The 19,138-nt window shown below is 37.9% G+C and carries 14 protein-coding genes; 8 read left to right on the top strand and 6 right to left on the bottom strand.

Annotated elements, in window-relative coordinates:
- Nucleotides 1-466: 466 nt before the first annotated feature.
- Both CLV95_RS04925 and CLV95_RS04920 read right to left on the bottom strand, forming a co-directional pair.
- Nucleotides 467-1,627: a hypothetical protein gene (locus tag CLV95_RS04925; RefSeq protein ID WP_002728654.1), complete on the bottom strand. Its 1,161-nt coding sequence runs from the start codon at nt 1,625-1,627 to the stop codon at nt 467-469.
- Between the two features lie 243 nt (nt 1,628-1,870).
- The gene (locus CLV95_RS04920) at nt 1,871-2,476 is read right to left on the bottom strand and encodes a hypothetical protein (protein WP_002728633.1); all 606 of its coding nucleotides are present in this window, start codon (nt 2,474-2,476) and stop codon (nt 1,871-1,873) included.
- A 40-nt stretch (nt 2,477-2,516) separates the two neighbouring features.
- Between CLV95_RS04920 and prfA the strand changes: the two genes are divergently transcribed.
- Together prfA and CLV95_RS04910 are read left to right on the top strand one after the other, a co-directional pair.
- A complete protein-coding gene (gene prfA, locus CLV95_RS04915; protein ID WP_002732681.1) occupies nt 2,517-3,581 on the top strand; it encodes a peptide chain release factor 1 in 1,065 nt (354 codons plus the stop codon).
- A gap of 64 nt (nt 3,582-3,645) precedes the next feature.
- Nucleotides 3,646-5,139 carry an aminotransferase class I/II-fold pyridoxal phosphate-dependent enzyme gene (locus tag CLV95_RS04910; protein ID WP_002732544.1) on the top strand — a complete coding sequence of 498 codons (1,494 nt, stop codon included), beginning with the start codon at nt 3,646-3,648 and terminating at the stop codon, nt 5,137-5,139.
- A gap of 620 nt (nt 5,140-5,759) precedes the next feature.
- Here the strand turns inward: CLV95_RS04910 and CLV95_RS04900 are convergent.
- Nucleotides 5,760-7,934, bottom strand: coding sequence for an MASE1 domain-containing protein (locus CLV95_RS04900; RefSeq protein ID WP_002732613.1), 2,175 nt, complete (start codon nt 7,932-7,934; stop codon nt 5,760-5,762).
- A 27-nt stretch (nt 7,935-7,961) separates the two neighbouring features.
- On the opposite strand from CLV95_RS04900, the gene pabB reads away from it, so the two are divergent.
- The 6 genes from pabB to CLV95_RS04865 all read left to right on the top strand — a co-directional run bounded on the left by pabB (nt 7,962) and on the right by CLV95_RS04865 (nt 14,688).
- Nucleotides 7,962-9,737 carry an aminodeoxychorismate synthase component I gene (gene pabB, locus CLV95_RS04895; RefSeq protein WP_016749357.1) on the top strand — a complete coding sequence of 592 codons (1,776 nt, stop codon included), beginning with the start codon at nt 7,962-7,964 and terminating at the stop codon, nt 9,735-9,737.
- Between the two features lie 48 nt (nt 9,738-9,785).
- Nucleotides 9,786-10,352, top strand: coding sequence for an RNA 2',3'-cyclic phosphodiesterase (gene thpR, locus CLV95_RS04890; RefSeq protein WP_002737403.1), 567 nt, complete (start codon nt 9,786-9,788; stop codon nt 10,350-10,352).
- 36 nt (nt 10,353-10,388) lie between these two features.
- Complete coding sequence (gene aat / locus CLV95_RS04885; protein WP_002732728.1) at nt 10,389-11,048, top strand: leucyl/phenylalanyl-tRNA--protein transferase; 660 nt, start codon at nt 10,389-10,391, stop codon at nt 11,046-11,048.
- 70 nt (nt 11,049-11,118) lie between these two features.
- Nucleotides 11,119-11,403: a hypothetical protein gene (locus CLV95_RS04880; RefSeq protein WP_002726694.1), complete on the top strand. Its 285-nt coding sequence runs from the start codon at nt 11,119-11,121 to the stop codon at nt 11,401-11,403.
- A gap of 166 nt (nt 11,404-11,569) precedes the next feature.
- The gene (locus CLV95_RS04870; protein ID WP_002737388.1) at nt 11,570-13,621 is read left to right on the top strand and encodes an AMP-dependent synthetase/ligase; all 2,052 of its coding nucleotides are present in this window, start codon (nt 11,570-11,572) and stop codon (nt 13,619-13,621) included.
- A 137-nt stretch (nt 13,622-13,758) separates the two neighbouring features.
- Nucleotides 13,759-14,688, top strand: a complete 930-nt coding sequence (locus CLV95_RS04865; protein WP_002737404.1) for a hypothetical protein — start codon at nt 13,759-13,761, stop codon at nt 14,686-14,688.
- Nucleotides 14,689-15,585: 897 nt separating this feature from the next.
- On the opposite strand, the gene thiD is transcribed toward CLV95_RS04865, so the two are convergent.
- The 3 genes from thiD to CLV95_RS04845 form a co-directional block, all read right to left on the bottom strand.
- Nucleotides 15,586-16,398 (bottom strand): bifunctional hydroxymethylpyrimidine kinase/phosphomethylpyrimidine kinase, encoded by an 813-nt coding sequence (thiD, locus tag CLV95_RS04860; RefSeq protein WP_002726711.1) that lies wholly within the window; start codon nt 16,396-16,398, stop codon nt 15,586-15,588.
- A 466-nt stretch (nt 16,399-16,864) separates the two neighbouring features.
- Complete coding sequence (locus CLV95_RS04850; protein ID WP_002730544.1) at nt 16,865-17,272, bottom strand: MGMT family protein; 408 nt, start codon at nt 17,270-17,272, stop codon at nt 16,865-16,867.
- A 24-nt stretch (nt 17,273-17,296) separates the two neighbouring features.
- A complete protein-coding gene (locus tag CLV95_RS04845; protein ID WP_016749358.1) occupies nt 17,297-19,129 on the bottom strand; it encodes an ATP-binding protein in 1,833 nt (610 codons plus the stop codon).
- Nucleotides 19,130-19,138: the final 9 nt, after the last annotated feature.

Here is a 19,138-nt window from a genome sequence, read left to right as displayed (position 1 = left end):
GTAAAAAGCCTCATTCTTGTCGGAACACTTGAAAAATATCAGTTTTTGATCCTTATGATCCCAAAAGCCTTCTTAATTTGTGGGTAACGTTATGGCTTTTTATGGATCGCTCGATAGGAGTTGAGCAGCGCTTTCGTTTGAAAAACTCAGTTGAAGCGCTTTTTACGAAAGCGTTTCAATTATGAAATTTAGGAGCGATTTGCCCAAACTTTTTTATATCGAATTCGCGTTAAATTAAGGGAACTTCTATAAAACAGATTTTAAAATTCTTGAATGTCGTAAAACAGGAATTTCGCATAGGAATTCTTTATAACGTTCTGTTATTTCTTGGTTTTATAGAGATTTCCTTAAGGTGAGTACAAAAAAAGTTTACTATGAATATAAAAAACAAAATGTAAGACAACACAAATAAAATGAAGTTCTATAAAGTGATATTTTGCGGATATTTATACGTTTTTAAACTCATTTACTTACTACGGACTTCTTCGTAAAGCTTCCAAATACTCCAGTCCTCCGGTTGAAAATCCAATTTGCTGAGGAACAGATTTCCGAGTTCCGTCTCACAAACGATTCGATCGTCACCCGTTAAAAAAACACGTTCACAAAGAACCGGAAGATTTTGACTTTTCTTTGCAGGCCCCCAGAGATGAACTTTTCCAGAATAACCGGATAAGAACTCGTTCTTTTTGGACAATTTCCAGGGATTAATTTCTTTTCGGCTCACGGTAAAAAGTTTTGTAATAACCGGTTTACCCTTGGATGAAAAATTAATTCTTCTAAGATGTAATTTTCCAATCTCTCCGCCGATGTAGTAAGCGCTCTCTCCATTACCGTAGTATAAAATCGGACTGAGAATATCTTTATCGATCTTCTCAACCGTTTTTTGAGAAGGATGAAACCAATACAAATTATATGCTCCCGCGTTTCCCGAAAAAATCAAAAAAGAATTTCCGGAAGGGTACATGAGAAAACGCGTTTTTAAATTAGGAAAAGGGGATATAATTTTTTCCTTCTTTAAAAGCAGAACCGGCTTTCTAGGTTCTATGGTTTTTTCCTCGTAAAGATTATCATCCACAAAGTAATAAATTTTTGAACCATCGGGTAGGATGGATCCTCGGTTCCTACAAGAAACTTGAGCGCCGGATTCATAAAAAAGACTCGAATCTTTTAAAGAAATTGCAACATATCTGCAACCTCCGGAAGCCTGCATCGTATATTCCACCAAAGCGTAATTCGCGTTTTGAGAAAGAGAAAGATTGGAAGGAATCTGATCCAAACTTCTGGAATTATTTTCCCCTGCCGAAAGGTCCTGAAAAAAAATTTTCTGATCCTCGGTCCAAACGAGTTTCAGGCGATCATTGGAAAATTCTATAATTCGAGCCGAATCCGGAACTTCCTTTGAAAGAAGTTCGTCCCTTTCTTTCGGAGATTGAAGTTTTTCCTTGAGCCTTTCGGAAGCTTTTTCATATTTTTCCTGTTCGACGAGTTCTTGGATCTCTTCGACGAAAGTTTCGTGACTGCTTTTGCAGAAATTGAAACAAGAGATTGTAAACAAAATTAAGACCGCATTTTTTTTAGACAAAAAACCTAACGCGATTTTATTTTTTAAAATAAATTCAAATTTCATAATATATATAGCTTATCCCGAAAATTCTTTATTTACGCCGAATACGTTAAACGGCATTATATAAGAACCTGTCCAGTCCCAGTTTTTTCCGTAAGAAAAAACCGGGACTGGACAGAACCTTGCAGCTTGATTTTCTGACAAAGTAGAAACCTAAAGCCGCGTTCGCTCCCTAAAGGTCGCTTGACGGGTTTTAGGACGCGCTGTAAGTATTTTTGAGGTAAATTTTAAAAACTTCTTTCAGACCTATTCTTTAAATCGATCCGTAAATTCCAATTCCTTTTGAAAAAGCTCGGAGGCCTTTCTTCCGGTGGTTTTCATATCCAAGAATGAAATTCCTCCGTTTAGAATCGCACCGATATAAGGAAGCCAAGCATATTTCGAATGGGAATTTCCATTCTTACGAAAGAATCTCCATCCGAGATGAAATCCAATCGAACGAAAGACTTCCAACGAAGCCGGTCTAACAAGTATCCTACTGCCCACGTCTCTCACGATGGATCGAATCAAAGCGTGATTTTTATCCGGAAAAATGCAATAGCTCATGATTTCCGGCGATACTTGAGATTCTTTTCCGTAGAGCGCGGCTATATCTTTGACGAGATGGCCTTGAATTCTATAAAATAGAATCATTTCGGGTAATAGGGTAAGATATCCGAAATTTCTTTTTGGAATCGAAAGTCCAAAACTGATCACTCCGGTTCGGATCGAAGCTTTTTGAATACATTCTTGAATCAGATCGGATGGATCGCCCACGGTTTTACCGAACGGACTTCGATAATTCCGGAGATCAGTCAGTAAGGATAGAAATCGTTCAGAAAAAACTTCTGCGACGGAAATATGGTTTTCCATAGAGTGCGTTGATTTATAAAGGAAAGGTCGAGTTCATTCAATGATAGACAGACTTGAAAAAATACAAGAAAAATACCTTCGAATCAGCGAAGAGTTAAATTCGGCTAAAGACCCATCTTCACTTAAGAGCCTTTACAAGGAAAGATCCAGACTAACCTCTCTTTATCTCAAAGTGGAGGAATATCTCAAAATTTACAAAGATAAAAAAGATGCGGAAGAATTGATTCCGTCCGAAAAGGACGAGGAAATGCATTCTATGCTCAAAGAAGAAATTCGTCGAGCGAGCGAGAAATTGGAGGAATTGGAAAAAGAACTCGAAATTCTACTTTTAACTCCCGATCCGAATTCAGGAAAAAACATCCTTGTGGAAATTAGGGCTGGAACCGGTGGAGAAGAGGCCGGTTTATTTGTGGCGGATCTTTTTAGAATGTATTCTAAATTTGCAGATAAACAAAAAATCAAGAGTGAAATCATCGATTCTGCTCCCACCGGAATCGGCGGATTGAAAGAAATTATTTTCGCATTGGAAGACGAACGGGCTTATGACCTTTTCAAATTTGAAGGTGGTACACATCGGGTTCAAAGAATTCCAAGTACCGAATCCGGAGGAAGAATCCATACAAGCGCGGTGACTGTCGCGGTTCTTCCCGAAGCGGATGAAGAAGAAATCGAAATCAATGAAAACGATCTTCGGATTGATGTATATCGTTCCTCCGGAGCAGGCGGTCAGCACGTAAACACAACCGACTCTGCAGTTCGAATCACCCATATTCCAACCGGAGTTGTGGTTGCTTGTCAGGATGAAAAATCCCAGCATAAAAACAAAGCTAAGGCACTGAGGATTTTAAGCGCGAGAATTCTCGAGAAACAGACCGAAGATAAAAAACAGGCTTCGGATGCGATCAAGAAACAAATGATAGGAAGCGGAGATCGCTCCGAACGAGTAAGAACCTACAACTTTCCTCAAGGAAGGTGCACTGATCACAGAATCGGATTCACAAGTCATAACCTTTCCGCGATCATGGAAGGGGATCTGGAAGAACTGATCGGAGCTTTAACCGAAGAAGACAGAGCCCGAAAAATTTCAGAAACACAAGTCCATTGAGAGTTTTCGGTCGAATTTAGGGGTTGAAAAATCGACGATCGATCCCGGAGTAGAATCAATAGAAATGTTACAAGAAATCAACGAACCTCATCGAACACTTTGCGGGGAAAGAATTCCCTTTGAGAATATTCACGCAGTTTCTGTAAGTCTTCCCCAATTGTCGGACGTGATCGGTTACGAAGAAAAAAGAACAGAAACCCTTTCTAGATTGAAATCGGGTTATCCTAGATTTGTCGCGCATTCCTATATCGCGAGAATTTTAGACTACAATCGAGAAACGAAAAAAATAGATACTCCTCAGTTCATCGTATCTTCCCGAAAAGCGGCAAATACAATCGTTCAAAAATTCTCGATTCAAAAACATGAAATTTTCGAAGATGAAGGAATCGTAACCTTAGTGATTCCGAACTTGAAAAATTTAGAAAAAGAAATTCTTTCTTTTATTCAACATACCGGATGTCTTGCATCTTCCAGAATGGCGGAGGATTTCCTTTTAAAGAAAGGAATTCTACGGGAAATTTTCAGAGAGAAAGTCGAGAAAGAAAATCCGGTTCAAAAAATTCTATCCACGTTATCTTCTTTCTATGGAGATCTAAATCCTGAAATTCTTCTTTCCGTTTCAGGTATGAACGGAGTCTATTCCGCTTTTGAAGCCTTAGATCGTATCCAAAGAAACAAAGGAAAAACGATCTGGATTAGATTGGGTTGGCTTTATGTGGATAATATTAGAATTTTAGAAAAATATACGAAAGACTCCTACGTGATCCATAACGCGATGGATCTGGAAAATTTAGAACAATTCCTAAGACAAAACTCGGAACAAGTTGCGGGGATCATCACCGAGTGTCCCACAAATCCCCTTCTTTTAGTTCCTAACTATGAAAAATTAAAATCCATCGTGGATCAATATCGAATTCCATTGATTGCGGATATTTCCGTCGCGGGTTCGGCGGTGATCAACGTTCTTCCTTACGTGGACGTCGTCGTGGAAAGTTTAACCAAGTTCGCCTGCGGAAACGGAGATCTCATAATGGGATCCGTCATTTTAAACAAAGACTCACATTGGTTTTCCGAAATTTTTTCGATGTGTAAAGAATCAATCGAAGCGCCGTATCTCAGAGATTGCGAAAGGCTCGCCTACGAAATCCAAGGATACGAGGAAAGAGTTCTTAAGATCAGTGCGAATGTTAAAACACTCGCAGAATATTTTTCACAACAGCCGGGTATTAGAAACGTATTCTGGACGGGTTCTTCCAAAAATTTCGAAAAGATCACGAGACTTTCGGGCATACAGGCGGGAGTTTTATCGATTGAACTTTCGATTCCATTAGAAAAGTTTTATGATCGACTGGCTCTATTGAAAGGACCAAGTTTCGGAACTGAGTTTACTCTCAATATGTTATATGTTTATCTGGCTCATTACGAATTAGTAACTCAGGAGGAAGGAAGAAAATTCCTAAAAGAAAATGGACTGGATCCAAACTTGATTCGAATCTCTGTTGGTATCGAAAGCCCGGATCTTCTGATTCAAGAATACAAGAAAGCCCTCAAAACTTAAGTTTTTGCTCGGAGCAAATTTCGAACTTCGCACCGACTTTAGAAGGCAGCAAAAGAAACGTATAAAATAAGTTATAAATTTAAGAATACTTAAAGTACGTCTCAAAACTGCTTTCTCTAGAAGCGGCATTACCGCGATCCTGTCATCAATCCTCTGAATGCGGGACTCCTCTACAAATTTACTGAATGGTTGTAACTGATTTCTTTCAAGGTTTGGGACAAGTTCTTATTTAATCACGGACATTCTACTCAACGCGGGTTACAGAATCGATATGACTGAAGAGAATCATTATTAAGAAAATGCTTCAGCAGAAAGAATCAATAAAACTTTTAAATTCGAATTATATAATACTTTCGGTAGTTTTAAGGAAGTGCGGTACGCTACCGATTGAACCGTTTTTTTACAACAATAGAGTTGCCCAAAAATTAATTTTCCATCCATTTCTGTTTCATGAAAACGATCGATTGAAGCAGTTTTATTAATCTGAGTTATGGAATTTTTCAACAACTCCAATGTTTAAATTCGTCAGCGTTTAGGCTTTTTTACTTCTCATTTCGTTTATCAAATAGCCTGATTTTGGGGCTTTACATACGATTCTTTTTTGCAAACCGGAAAATCTTTTAAATTAAATTGACCGCAAGAGGAATATGAATTTTAAACTGTGTTCCCCTTTTGGAATCGGATGAAAAATCGATTTTACCGCCCAGTTGTCTCACGAGTATATTTACAAGTTTTAGTCCTAGAGAGTTGGAATCTTCCAAATCAAAACCGAAAGGCATACCGATCCCGTTGTCCTCGATTCGCATTTCCAAATTTTCATCCAATTTGGAAAGTGTAATCCTTAGCTCCGGTTTTCTTGTAATCGATTCTCCTTCCGGAAAAGCATATTTTAGAGAATTTGAAACTAATTCGTTGATAATCAATCCGATCGGAATCGCACGATTGATAGTGATATCCAAAGATTCCAATACGGTTACCAATACAACCGAATCGGATTTTCCATAAACTTGGAAAAGTTGATTCAAAAGTTTTTCGATATAAACGGAATATTGAATTTTCCCCAAATTCTCCGATTGATATAGTTCCTCGTGAATCATAGACATTGTTCTGAGTCGATTTTGGCTTTCTATAAAAACGGAAAGGCTCTGTTTATCCTGAACATAATCAGACTGCATGGATAGTAATGAGGAAATTACTTGAAGATTGTTTTTCACTCTGTGATGAATTTCTTTTAACATAACCTCTTTTTCATCCAGAGAAAGCTGCAATTTCCTTTCCGCGGACTTGATCTCCGTAAAATCAAGAAGAGTCACAATCACGCTCGAAAGAGAAGATTCAAATCCCGGTGGAACAGACCAACGAATTTTGATATTCAGCCTCGTATTGTCGTAAACCCTAAAATCGACTTCGACTTCGTAAAAATAAGATTTTTCACGAATCTTCCGCAAAACTCTCCTGAAAACCTTGAAGTTATCCTGACTAAAAAAAAGTTTCCAATTTTTATAAACCGCATCCGCGGATTCGACTCTTAATAAGTTTACTGTTTCTTGATTGACACCGATCACTTGTATAGAGTCAAAACAAAGCCGAACGAAATCAGGATGAGTTTCTGCGTAATCTGAAAAAGCATCTCCTTGAATATCAAAAGGAAGACTATCTAAAATTTGTTTAAGTTGGGAATAATCCGCCTCAATGATCGCAACGGGAAGATGTTCAAACAATCCCATGTATCGAATCTGACTTTTTTCAAGAGCCGCTCTTGCCTCATTTTTCTCTTGAATTTCTTCCCGAAGAATTTCGTTGGAACGCAAAAGTTCGTGAGTCCTTTCTTCAACCTTTTCTTCCAAACTTTGATGGGAAATTCTAAGCTGATTTTCCGCTTCCTTTCTTTCGTTCACCATGCTCGCAATGAGCAGACTTGTGATCGACAATACTGCAACAAAGAATTGAAGGAGAATATTAGACGCATTCGTGGATTCCCCGTAGAACTGTGGGGATTCCAAAACCATTCCCAAAATTGCAATAATAGAAGAAAGAACGACAGCCAAACTACTGGCCCTTTCTCCCAATCGAAATGCGGACCACAGAATCAACGGAACTAAAACATAGGCTAACGGATAACCGAAGGAAGAAATCGACGTAATAAAACCAAAAGAAGCAAGAGAAAAGAATACGATCAAAAGAAACAACACCGTGGATTCTAAAAATTCTTTCCATCGAGGTATTTTATAATAACCTTGAAACCAAAAAAGAATAAACGGAGTTCCGATATAAACTCCGAGTGTGTCTCTAATCCACCAAGTCAACCAGCTTTGGCGAATTAAGGAAAACTCAATCTTTCCTAAAAAATACATCGAAGCCACAGAACCCATTGAGCTGATGATACATACAATCGCTTCGAGAAAAATAAAAAGAAATACGAACTGAGTACGATCTGAGATTCTGTATTTGGGAATTCTACCGGAAAGAACGACCTTGCCTATATAACTTTGAAGCGCGGAAAAAAGACCGATCAGAAAACTAAGATATAAATTTTTCCCGATGTCGATCCATACTCCAGATGATAAATCCATTCCTGAACTAGAAAGGAAAGAAGCTAAAAAAATCCCGAAAATTGCACAGTTTCCCAAAAGCAAAGTAAGACCAAGTGCGACTCCCGAAGCAAGCCAAATCGGAGAAGTATAGCCCGGATAAATCAAGTCGTCTCTTCCAATTTGTGTGGAAAAGTAATAGATAAACCCGGAAATAAAAACAATTCCCGAGGTTCTTATAATTCTTTTGAAACGAAGAGACAAAATCATTAATCCAATTAAGTTTGTTTTATGATAATCGAAGAACTCATATTCTCTGGCCAGCCCTTTATGATTTTCGACGAAGGATTCCATCCTTTCGGAAAAATTATCTTCCGCAATCCCATTAAAACGATCGAGGCATATTGTTTCGATACATTGTCAACTTCTTTGAACGAAATAAACGATTGTTTAAAACAAGGGTATTACGTAGCGGGTTTTATTTCTTATGAAGTAGGTTATTTTTTCTTCAATATGAATTGGAAAAAAACTGAGACAGGTTTACCAATTTTATATTTTGCAGTTTTCCAAAAACCCGAAAAGCTCCCAGAAATTCAAACGGGACTTTCACAAAATTACGGCTTTTATATTTCTTCGATGCCGAATCATGAGAATTATATTCAAAGTTTGGATACCATCCGAACTAAACTTTATCAAGGAGAAATTTATCAGATCAATTATACAGATAAAATTTTTTTCGATTTCGAAGGAGATACATTATCATTTTATAAAGTACTATCCCAAAGGCAACCGGTTGCTTACGGTTCCTGGATTCGATTCCGCGATATAGATATACTTTCCTTCTCACCGGAACTTTTCTTTGAGAAAAAAGGAACAACGCTCGTTACCAAACCGATGAAAGGAACGTATCAAAGAGGTAAATCCGAAAAAGAAGATGAGAAAAACATTCAAATTCTTCTGAATTCCGAAAAAGAAAAAGCGGAAAATCTGATGATTACGGATTTGATGCGGAACGATCTTGGGAAAATCAGTAAAAAAGGAAGTGTTCAAGTTCCAGCCTTGTTTTCCATAGAAAAGTACAAAACGATCCTTCAAATGACGAGTACGATTCGATCCGAACTCTCAGATTGGGTCGAATGGAAGGATATTTTCAGAGAACTTTTTCCGGGTGGATCCATTACCGGCGCTCCGAAATTTGGAGCAATGCAATTGATCCAACAATTGGAAAAGTCAAGAGGAATTTATACAGGCGCGATCGGAGTCATTGAACCCGATCAAAACGCGGTTTTTTCGATCGGAATCCGAACTTTGGAATTAAAAAAGGGAAAAGGGAATATCGGAATCGGTTCCGGAATCACGTGGGATTCCGATCCCGAAAAAGAATGGCTTGAAATTCTAGAAAAAGCGAAATTTTTCACAGAAGCGCCGCAAGGATTTTTCCTTTTCGAAACAATACTTTACAAAAATGGAATATTCTACTTTCTAAAAGAACATCTGGAAAGAATCAAAAAATCCGCCAAGATTTTTCAATTCCCCTTCTCAAAAAAAGAATGGGACACTTCTCTAAAACAAATTGCCTCAATTTCTCCCGGCCCGAGCTCATACCGAATCAAAATCAGCCTAAATCCTCTTGGAAAATTTCATTTCGAGTCGCACAAACTCTCGAAATTTCGGAAAGAAGGTATTTTACAAATCAGTGAAATTGAAATCGATTCTTCCTCGGAGTTTAGAAAGCATAAAACAAATTTGAGGGAAATATACGATCGAGAAGGAAAACGTTCCAGAGACGCAGGTTATATCGACACTTTATACTTAAACGAAAAAAAGGAAATCACCGAAGGAAGTATCAGTAATATCTTCGTAAAAATCGGAGATTCGTATTTTACTCCTCCGATTTCTTCAGGAGTTCTTCCCGGCATTTTTCGAAATCGCCTTTTAAAACGAAACGGGTTTTACGAGAAAACTCTTTCTTTGGACGACTTACAACGATCAAACTCGATATTTCTATGTAACTCTCTCCGAGGAATCTTGAGAGTGAAAGAAGTTCACAAACCTAAAAAAGAATAACGTAGAAATCTAGTTGCGAAAACCAAAAAGAGTCCTAAACTTTCAAACATGAGAACTTTTCTTGGAATCTCAATTCCGGAAGAAGTGAAAGAAGAACTAACCTCAATTTGTTACGGTCTTCCCGATGTACGATGGGTTTTAAAAGAAAATTTCCATATTACTTTAGTTTTTTTAGGCGAACAATCCAACGAACAGGTAGACACTTTATCCGAATTTTGTTCACAGATTTCCTTTCCGGAATTTGATTTAAACCTAAAATCCGTAGGAACTTTTGGAAAACAAAAATCCCCTTCGATTCTTTTCACGGCTTTAAATTTTTCCCCGGAACTTTTACAACTTCAAAAAACTTTAGATTCCGGCGTTCGTAGACTTGGTCTTTTTCCGGATCGACAAGAATATCATCCTCATCTTACGATCGGTCGTTTTAAAAATGCGAATGGGACAAGAATACTAGCGTATTTAGAAGAATTTGCCGGTTTTACCTCTTCGTATTTTAGAGTTTCCGAATTTCATATCTATTCATCCAAAACTTTTTCAAACGGGCCGGTCTATTTCATTGAAGAATCTTTTTCGCTTTTACCGTCTTACAAAAATAATAAGAGGCCCGAATCATAAAAGACACGAAAAGTTGTAAAATGATAGGGAATAAGCTTGAAAGATTTTTCTGATTTTTTTCGAAACCCTCATATTTGGGATCGCGAGATTGTCGCAGTGGGTGGGGATCTTTCTCCGGAACGACTTTTATACGCCTATAAAAATGGAATTTTTCCTTGGTCGGATCAGCCAATTCTTTGGTATTGTTTGGACCCGAGAGGAATTTTCGATCTCAATAAACTTCATATTTCAAAACGGTTGAAAAGAAAAATCAATCAAAAGCGCTATACGATCACTTTCAACCGAGCCTTTGAACAAGTTATGCGCTGTTGTGCATACCGTCCCGGTGAAGAAACCTGGATCACGGATCTTTTCATCAAAAGTTACACCGAATTTCACAAATTAGGTTATGCTCATTCCATAGAAGTTTGGGATGAAAACGGAAATTTGGGGGGTGGGGTCTATGGAGTTGCAATTGGAAATTTTTTTGCAGGCGAGTCCATGTTTTCTTTCATTTCAGATTTCGGGAAAATCGGACTCTTTCATTTATTTGAAGCCCTAAAAAAAGATCAATTCACATTGTTCGATACCCAGCAACTAAACATTGTTACCCTATGTTTGGGGGCTTACCAAATTCCAAAAAAAGAATATCTTAGACGTTTGGAATCTGCCGTTGCTTCCGGTAAAAAATGGAACCCTCTACGTACGGTTTTCTAAAAAACGTATTTACATTTTTGCTAAGGGTGTTGGACTTCTCCAATCATTCTATTCAATAGGAAATTTACCAATGACCCTTTTTAAGAAAATTCTTGTACAACTTTTGATCGTCGCGATAGCTTTAACCGGATTCTCAGGACTGATCGCAGAAGAACCTACTACAGAAACCCCGAGTGAGCAAACTGAAAGCCCAAAAGAAACTAAATCCGAAAAAAAAGGAAAAAAAACTAAAAAGTCAAAAAAAGCTAAAAAGGCGAGAAAATCGAAAAAGTCTAAGAAAGAAAAAGCAGAAAATAAAAAAGAAGAAGACGCCCCTGCTTCCGAATCTTCTGCACCTGCCGGTGAAGAGCAATAATTCTTCCTCCGTCTATCTTTTCTAAGATAGACGGATTTTCTTTTTGCACCGCACCCTTCAAACCATTTCTAAAATTTGATTGACTCTCTCAATTTTCCTCATAGTTTAACCCAGCCTTTTAATTGGAAATCATTCCGGTAAAATCTCAACTGAAGAGGAATTGAAAATGTATAAAAATCTCGCGGATATGTTCATACAATCCACCGAGCAATATGGAGATCGACCTGTATTTTGGAGCAAAGGAGAAGATAAGGAATTTTATCCTACTTCTTATAAACAGTTATACGACATAGGAATCGCACTTGCGGAAGCCCTCATCCAAATGGGATTGAAAGCAAGAGAACACGTAGGTGTATTGGCGGATAATAGGCTTGAGTGGATGATCACGGACTATGCCGTCCAATTTTGTGGCGCAGCTAACGTTCCTAGAGGAGTTGACGTCACCGAATCCGAGTTAGAATACATCATTCAACACTCAGAAGCGAAGATCGTTTTCATCGAAAACGATAAGATGTTTGAAAAGTTCAACAAGGTTAAATCAAAACTTCCTAAAGTGGAAACAATCGTTATCATGGATAAGTCCTCCACCGCAAAAGGAAAAAACATTCATAAAATTTACGATCTAGTCGAGGAAGGAAAAGCACTCAGAGCGAAAGGAAGCAGAAAAGCGGAAAAAAGAATCGAAGACATCAAACCGGAGGATCTTTTTACCCTCATTTATACTTCCGGAACCACAGGAATGCCGAAAGGTGTTATGCTCATGCATTCCAACATGGTGCACCAAATGATTCATGTGGTACCGATGCTTCTGACGGATACCAAGCCTACGAACAGCATGCTTTCCATATTGCCGATTTGGCATATATTTGAAAGGGTAAACGAATATGGGGCCATTTCAAGAGGTATTCAAACGTATTATACGAAAGTGTCCGATCTCAAAAACGATCTGACGAAAGCAAAACCCTCTTTTATGGGTTCTGCTCCCCGTGTTTGGGAAAACGTTTATACCAACATCTACAATAAAGTAAACGATCCGAAACAAACACCTCCACTCAGGAAATTCTTGTTTAAACTCGCTTACTTTTTTTCGAAACACTACAACGCTTCCAGAAGATTTTTGAACGGATTGGAAGTGGATTATGAGAATAGAAGTATCCTGAAGTCCATTGCAATTGGAACTAAATCTCTAATTGTTCTTTTGCTAACGGGGCCTTTTACGTTAAGTGCTATTGCCATTTTGGCCTATTTAGCTCTTCCCACTTATGGAGTTCGCCTTCCCGGCTGGTTTTTCTTTACAATCGCCGGTTTGGGATTGATCTTCAATGCAAAAACTTTGGACGCGATCGTTCTTTCTAAAATCCGCGCTGCGACCGGTGGAAGATTGAAAGGATCGTTATCCGGCGGTGGAGCCTTACAATCGCACGTAGATAATTTCTTCAATGATATCGGAATGCTCGTTTTGGAAGGATACGGTATGACCGAAACAAGTCCCGTAATTTCAGTTAGGCCTTTCGCAAAACCGATCATCGGCTCCGTGGGTTTTTTGGTTCCTAAGTCCGAACTAATGATCAAAGATGAAAACGGTAATATATTAACACATATTAACGATAAATTCGAAGTTCTCGCAGGTAAGTTAGGGCAAAAAGGAATCGTTTTTGTAAAAGGACCTCAAGTGATGAAAGGTTATTACAAAGATCCGGAAGTCACTAAAAAAACCATTGTGGACGGTTGGATGAATACCGGAGATATAGGATTCATCAACTTCAAAAAAACTCTTACGTTGACTGGAAGAGCCAAAGACACCGTAGTATTGTTAGGTGGGGAAAACGTCGAGCCGGTTCCGATTGAGAACAAAATGGACGAGTCTCCTTTCATCAAACAATCTATGGTAATTGGCCAGGATAAAAAGGTTCTCGGGGCAATCATTGTTCCCGATATGGAACACTTAACTTTTTGGTGTAAAGAAAATGGAATTGATTCTTCCAAAATCGACGAGTTGATCAAAAATCCTAAGGTAATCGAATTCTACAAAAAAGAAGTTCGTAACTATAACAGTACAAAAACGGGTTTTAAATCTTTCGAGCAAGTTCAACATGTAATTCTCGCCAAAAAACCTTTCGAAGTAGGTGACGAATTAACAAACCTTCTGAAGATGAAACGCCACGTAATCACTGAAAAATACAGCAAAGAAATTAAAAAAATCTACGATAAGGACTAAAATTTCTCTGCCGCAAAAAACAAAAGGTTCGAAGTCTTTAACTACTTCGAGCCTTTCGTTTTTTTTATCCTACCAAAGAACTCTTGAAGCTTCAAAAAGTATTGACTTGTTGCAACTTCTTTAAGTTTTAAAGCTCTATGGATATAATCTTTCCGGGCGAAAATGAAAATCCGTTTTTATTGTTTTGGGTTTTTATTTTCTTAAGCGGTCCCACTTTGGGAATTTTAATAGGAATTTTAACTCGATTCGAAATGGGTTTCGTAATCGGAACGTTTATACCTGCTTTGATCGGCTTTGTTTTTGCATTTCAATATCATCAAGAATACAAAATGCTTACGCACCCTGGCTCTAATCTATATCAAGGCAAAGTGATCGACGTTGAATATCCGAAATACGACGCAAAAACGTCAGACACAATTTCCAAACCACCGTCTGAGCCCGTTATTCGGTTTATCACAAATAAAAATAGAGTACTCGTTTTCCATGGTGGTCCCCGAGATGATGGGGAATATAAAATCAATTACCAAGTTGCAATCTTATACGATACTTCAAATAACAAAGTCATATGGACTTACAATGTATCCATGCTAAAAATTAGAGCTCTTGTCTTAATGGTAATTTCAACTTTCCTATTTATTATCGGACAAATTCCTGGTATGGAAATAATCACAGATATTGCAAGGGATCTAAAAGCGACACGAAAAAAAAAATATGCAAATCCCAACAAAAATGTTAGAGGAACTCTTTCTATTATTTGGGAAAATCTTTTAAATGAAAATAGAAATTTGCCAATCGAAAAAGAGAGAGAAATTTCACCACAGCTTAAAAGTTTAAACTCTAAACTTATTCCCATATTTAATATTCTACTCTTCCTCAGTCTTGTAATACCTGGTTTTTTCGATAATCTTCATTTAGGAATATCAATAGGATATGGACTTTTCTCTTCTAGCATCTTAGGTATGATTATAAGAGAACTTTTTAATCCGAATAGATCTCTACAATTGTGTTACGGATTATTCTTATTTTGGATCATAGTATCGACTATACTTTTTGCAATGCGGGCTTGAAATTACTAAAACTTTTGGTAACGTGAGTTTGATGTAAGAAAGTTTGGGAGAATCGTTCGCAAACTCTATAATTGAAACGTTTTCGTAGAAAAGCGTTTCAATTGAATTTTCCTGAACTCAGTGCTACTTTCCTATGATTCTTGTATCAAGCCTTCCGTAATTTTTTTACATAAGACCATAAAGTTTAAGCTTATCGAGCGATTCATAAAGAGCGAGATACTTTGTTTCCTTCACGGTCGATCTTGTTAATCCACCACACATTGGTTTGCCGTGGCTGATTTGGATTCATTTACGGACCGGATCTATGCCTGCAGAGCGACCCCACAAGTTGAATTGAAGTAGTAAGAATCTAAAACGTATATTTTTCCAAGTATTCCGACAAGAACGAGACTTTTTACTTGCAAAAAGTATGATTTTGTGATAAAGAAAAATCTCCCAAATCTTCCCACCGCCTCGTTTTGCGACCCTTAGGGAGCAATGCGGCTGAGTTTCCCCTCCACCCAAAAAAACTCAATGCATCGCTTCCTATGGGTCGCTCTGCAGGGTCGAGCCTGTTTCACAGAGGATTGTCGGAATTACGACAAGATCCAAGTAGTAATTGTGGGATAGAGAGCGTTATACCTCAAATTCAGGGAATGAGATTTTTAAGCGACCGACAGAGTGATCACTTTATTAGCGCTCGACGGGTTTTGGGATAAGTTTTTTTGTTAAAGCCCTTTACAAAACGATTTTATGGCGTATAAATTTAAAACTTTCAGGAAAAGTTTTAAATTTGATGGTTTAAAATCATCATTTCATTGAGCGTTTATTAGATGTAGATTGCAAGGTTTTGCGGTTTAATGAAAATGAATTTAATCTTGGAAAGCTTGGGGCAAACAAGCTTTTTAAGGTCAAATTCTAGTGAAGTACCGGGGTATGATTTAACGTCTTATCTTTTCCCGCGGCGTAAGATTGTTCAATTGCCGCGTGTAAGTATTCTTTCGCAAGTCGAATGGCTTCGGCCAATTTCTCACCTCTCGCTAAATAAGAAGTAATTGCTGAAGAATATGTACATCCGGTTCCGTGCGGATAAAATCCGTTTACGAACGGTTTTTCAAATTTGGAGATACTTTTCCCGTCGAACAGAATATCGAGTGCGACTTCTTCGTTTTGTAAATGACCCCCCTTTAAAAGAACAGGAACTTTAAATTTTTCGAATATTGCTTTTGCAAAATCCGGCATTTCTCGACTTTTACTGATTTTTTTTCCGGTGAGAATTTCCGCTTCGTCCAAATTGGGGGTAATTAAATCTGCAAGAGGGATCAACTTTGTTAGCAAAATGTCAATCGCCGATTCTTGTAAAAGTTTAGAACCCCTTGTAGAAACCATCACGGGATCAATCACGAGTGAAAAGTTTTTTTCGGTATTCTTTCTATTTGAAAGAAGATAACTCGTTTTTTCTATGATGGCCGTAGAAAACAACATTCCAGTCTTGATTGATTTTACAGGGAAATAGTCTAAGACAGCTAAGATTTGTTTTTCTAAAAAATCTGCATTCACTTCTAAAATTCCCGTAATACCTGAAGGGTTCTGCGAAGTAAGACAAGTGACTGCGGAGGTTCCGAATGTGTCCAATGCGGTGAATGTTTTTAAATCTGCTTGAATTCCGGCACCCCCTCCTGAATCGGAACCTGCGATGGTCAAAGTGACCGGTTTAATTTTTTGAGCCATTGATAGATTTTTATACCATGTGATTTTTTTATAAGAACTTGTCCCAAAACCTGAAAAGAGATCAGCACAATCATTTCATAAGCTCGCAATAGAGCGTGAGAATTCCCGCAGATCATGTTCCTTAGACAGTTTATCGGTTTACAAAGAGACCTATTGTTGGAACGCTCCCGTAGGAGTTCCTACATCGAGGTTTTGGGACAAGTTTTAAATATATTCTATTTAAAGTCTGTCCTAAAATTGTCTTCCGTGGGAGCGGCATTGCCGCGACACCGTCATTGGTTCTCTGAATGTGGAAATTTCTACGTTTTATTGCGAACTTTCTAAAAATTTTAAAAAAGTAGTAATTTCCATAGATTACTTCTTGTTTAGTTAGTTTACGGATTTTGAATACTTTTTTGATAGATCGTTTCTATAGTAATCCCCGCATCTTCGCTACATTCTGTTTTTAATACGACAAAACGATCTATTATCTTTTTAATCGAACTCGGTTCCCGAACAAGTTTTTTCTTTTTTTATGAGCAAATTTTTCCGGAATCGTATCCGGCCAACCGAACACTTTCAAGTCGATCGTTTCTGTAGAATCGAACTTGACTCCTTCGTCTTCGAGCATTTTTTTTTGTAGGATGGAGCGGCTTGTATCTCCTCGGAAGGAAATTTTTCCCTGACTGTTGATTACCCTTTGCCAGGGGACTTTTTGTTCCTGACCTTTGGGGAGTGCGTTTAACGCATAGCCGACCGCACGAGCGGCCCTGGGTTTTCCTAAAAGCGCTGCTATTCTGCCGTATGAAGTCACTTTGCCTTTGGGAACTTTTTTAATCAAACTGTAAACTTCCTTAAAGAATGAAGTTTCGGAATTGTCTTTGTAATGATTCACATTATGCCATCTTATCTCTATATTTCATTTTCGGAATGAGTTTGATTGTATATTTTCCGAGGGGACAACTTCTGGATTGATAGGTAATTCTATTCGAAAGGTCGTTTTTCCGGGATTCGAGGTCAAAGTGATTTTACCTTTGTGTTTTTCCACAATTCCTTTTGCGATCCCTAGACCAAGACCGGTTCCTTCTCCTTGATCTTTGGTCGTGAAAAACGGATCCCAAATTCTGTCCTGAATCTTAAGGGGAATTCCAGGACCGTCGTCTTCGATTTCGACGACGACAAAACCGTTTTGTGGGAAAACCGAAATTTCGATTTTCCCTTTTCCTTTTAAAGCTTGAATCGCGTTTTGAATCAGGTTCGTCCAGACTTGATTTAACTCATCCGGATTACAAATTACGGAAGGAATTTCCTGAAAGTTTCGAACTACTTTGATTCCATATTTTATTTGGTTATGAAGAATGACCAACGTGTCTTCTATACCTTCTGTGATATTAGCCGACGATAAGGTTTTGGATTGGTCTAAATGGGAATAAGACTTCAATGCTTTTACAATTCTAACGATGTTACGAATCGCATATCGGATATTTTTAATGTTTCGATTGATATGACTCGCGTTTTTAAGCATCAGATATCCTCGATCGTCGTTTTTTAGAATAACATTATATATGTATTTCCTTTCCTCTCCAATTTGGTTTTCTATGATAAAATTTGAAAGTTCCGAATTAAGAGAGGGATTAAAGTTCATACTTTTCATTTCTTCTTTGAGTTTGTTCTTTAAACGGAATTTCTCTTTTGAATCAAGTTCGGAACGTTTTTTGTCGCGAAGGAGATGGAACAAAGCAAGTTTAAAATTTTTCCTGAGCTTTCTATGTTTCGCCAAAAGGACGATGTCGAAAATATTTTGAATCAGATAATTCATATTTTGATCTAAATTATCGGCTGCTCCGTTGATTACACCTGCTGGAGTGTTTATCTCGTGTGCGATTCCGGCCACCATTATACCGAGAGAAGCCATCTTTTCGGACATAATCAATTGTGATTGAGCGTTTTCTAATTCCCGGGTACGGGTTCTGACTTTTTCTTCCAAAGTTTCGGTTAGCTCGATCAAACGTTCGTAGAAAATCGCATTGGAAAGAGCCATTACGGAAACGGAACGTATTTCATTAAGTTTGTCCATTTCGGAGGAAGTGTAATTTTTCCGATTTTTTCTTTCACCTAGAACAATCATTCCCAAAAGACTTTTGTTGATGATTAAGGGAACCACGAGTTCAGCTCCGGTTTTTGTGAAAAAGTTCTCGGCGGAGGTTCGGATCCTGCTCAAACTAAGATCGGTTGCAAATTCTTTAAAGTTATAAATTCTATCGTTTTCGGCGATCCAAAGTAGAAACGGATCAAAAATAAAAAATTGAATTTCTCCCAAATCGGGAAAAGGGGCAAATTTACCCATTTCCTCTTTCCAAAGAAAGATAGTAGCTTTTTTTGTCGGAATTATGGTTTGGATGAATTTCAAAATTTTTTCGCAAACAAGCCTGGTTAGGTTCGTTGCGATCAGATCACTTTTAAATTGATCTAAAATGGAAAGGTATTTAACGATTTCGTTGTTGGAAAATTGGAGAAACGGAAAAATTCTCCTTAAAAATCTACCCGAAGTTCGTCTTAAGATTCGAACGGAAAAAATATAAACGATAATCCCTAAAACCGCGCCGGAAAAAAGAATAAGAATCAGGTTCTGAGATTCTAAAAAAAAGAAATGGAATGACTGCAAAGTTAGCACGGAGATAAACTGAAAACAGACTATCAAGAGAATTAAATATACGATTGGCCCTAAGGCGTTGAGTCTTCGGGTCGACATACAACAGTG

The sequence above is a fragment of the Leptospira borgpetersenii serovar Javanica genome (assembly GCF_003046425.1).
Classification (GTDB): domain Bacteria; phylum Spirochaetota; class Leptospiria; order Leptospirales; family Leptospiraceae; genus Leptospira; species Leptospira borgpetersenii.
The sequence above is the reverse complement of the archived record's forward strand: the minus strand, read 5'-3'. Positions and strand labels throughout refer to the sequence as shown.

Bases quoted from the DNA above. Each gene is read 5' to 3' on its own strand.
- CLV95_RS04910 (WP_002732544.1), top strand. From the start codon at position 3,646: ATGTTACAAGAAATCAACGAACCTCATCGAACACTTTGCGGGGAAAGA.
- CLV95_RS04845 (WP_016749358.1), bottom strand. From the start codon at position 19,129: ATGTCGACCCGAAGACTCAACGCCTTAGGGCCAATCGTATATTTAATT.
- CLV95_RS04880 (WP_002726694.1), top strand. From the start codon at position 11,119: ATGACCCTTTTTAAGAAAATTCTTGTACAACTTTTGATCGTCGCGATA.
- CLV95_RS04865 (WP_002737404.1), top strand. From the start codon at position 13,759: ATGGATATAATCTTTCCGGGCGAAAATGAAAATCCGTTTTTATTGTTT.
- pabB (WP_016749357.1), top strand. From the start codon at position 7,962: ATGATAATCGAAGAACTCATATTCTCTGGCCAGCCCTTTATGATTTTC.
- CLV95_RS04870 (WP_002737388.1), top strand. From the start codon at position 11,570: ATGTATAAAAATCTCGCGGATATGTTCATACAATCCACCGAGCAATAT.
- thiD (WP_002726711.1), bottom strand. From the start codon at position 16,398: ATGGCTCAAAAAATTAAACCGGTCACTTTGACCATCGCAGGTTCCGAT.
- CLV95_RS04920 (WP_002728633.1), bottom strand. From the start codon at position 2,476: ATGGAAAACCATATTTCCGTCGCAGAAGTTTTTTCTGAACGATTTCTA.
- prfA (WP_002732681.1), top strand. From the start codon at position 2,517: ATGATAGACAGACTTGAAAAAATACAAGAAAAATACCTTCGAATCAGC.
- CLV95_RS04925 (WP_002728654.1), bottom strand. From the start codon at position 1,627: ATGAAATTTGAATTTATTTTAAAAAATAAAATCGCGTTAGGTTTTTTG.
- thpR (WP_002737403.1), top strand. From the start codon at position 9,786: ATGAGAACTTTTCTTGGAATCTCAATTCCGGAAGAAGTGAAAGAAGAA.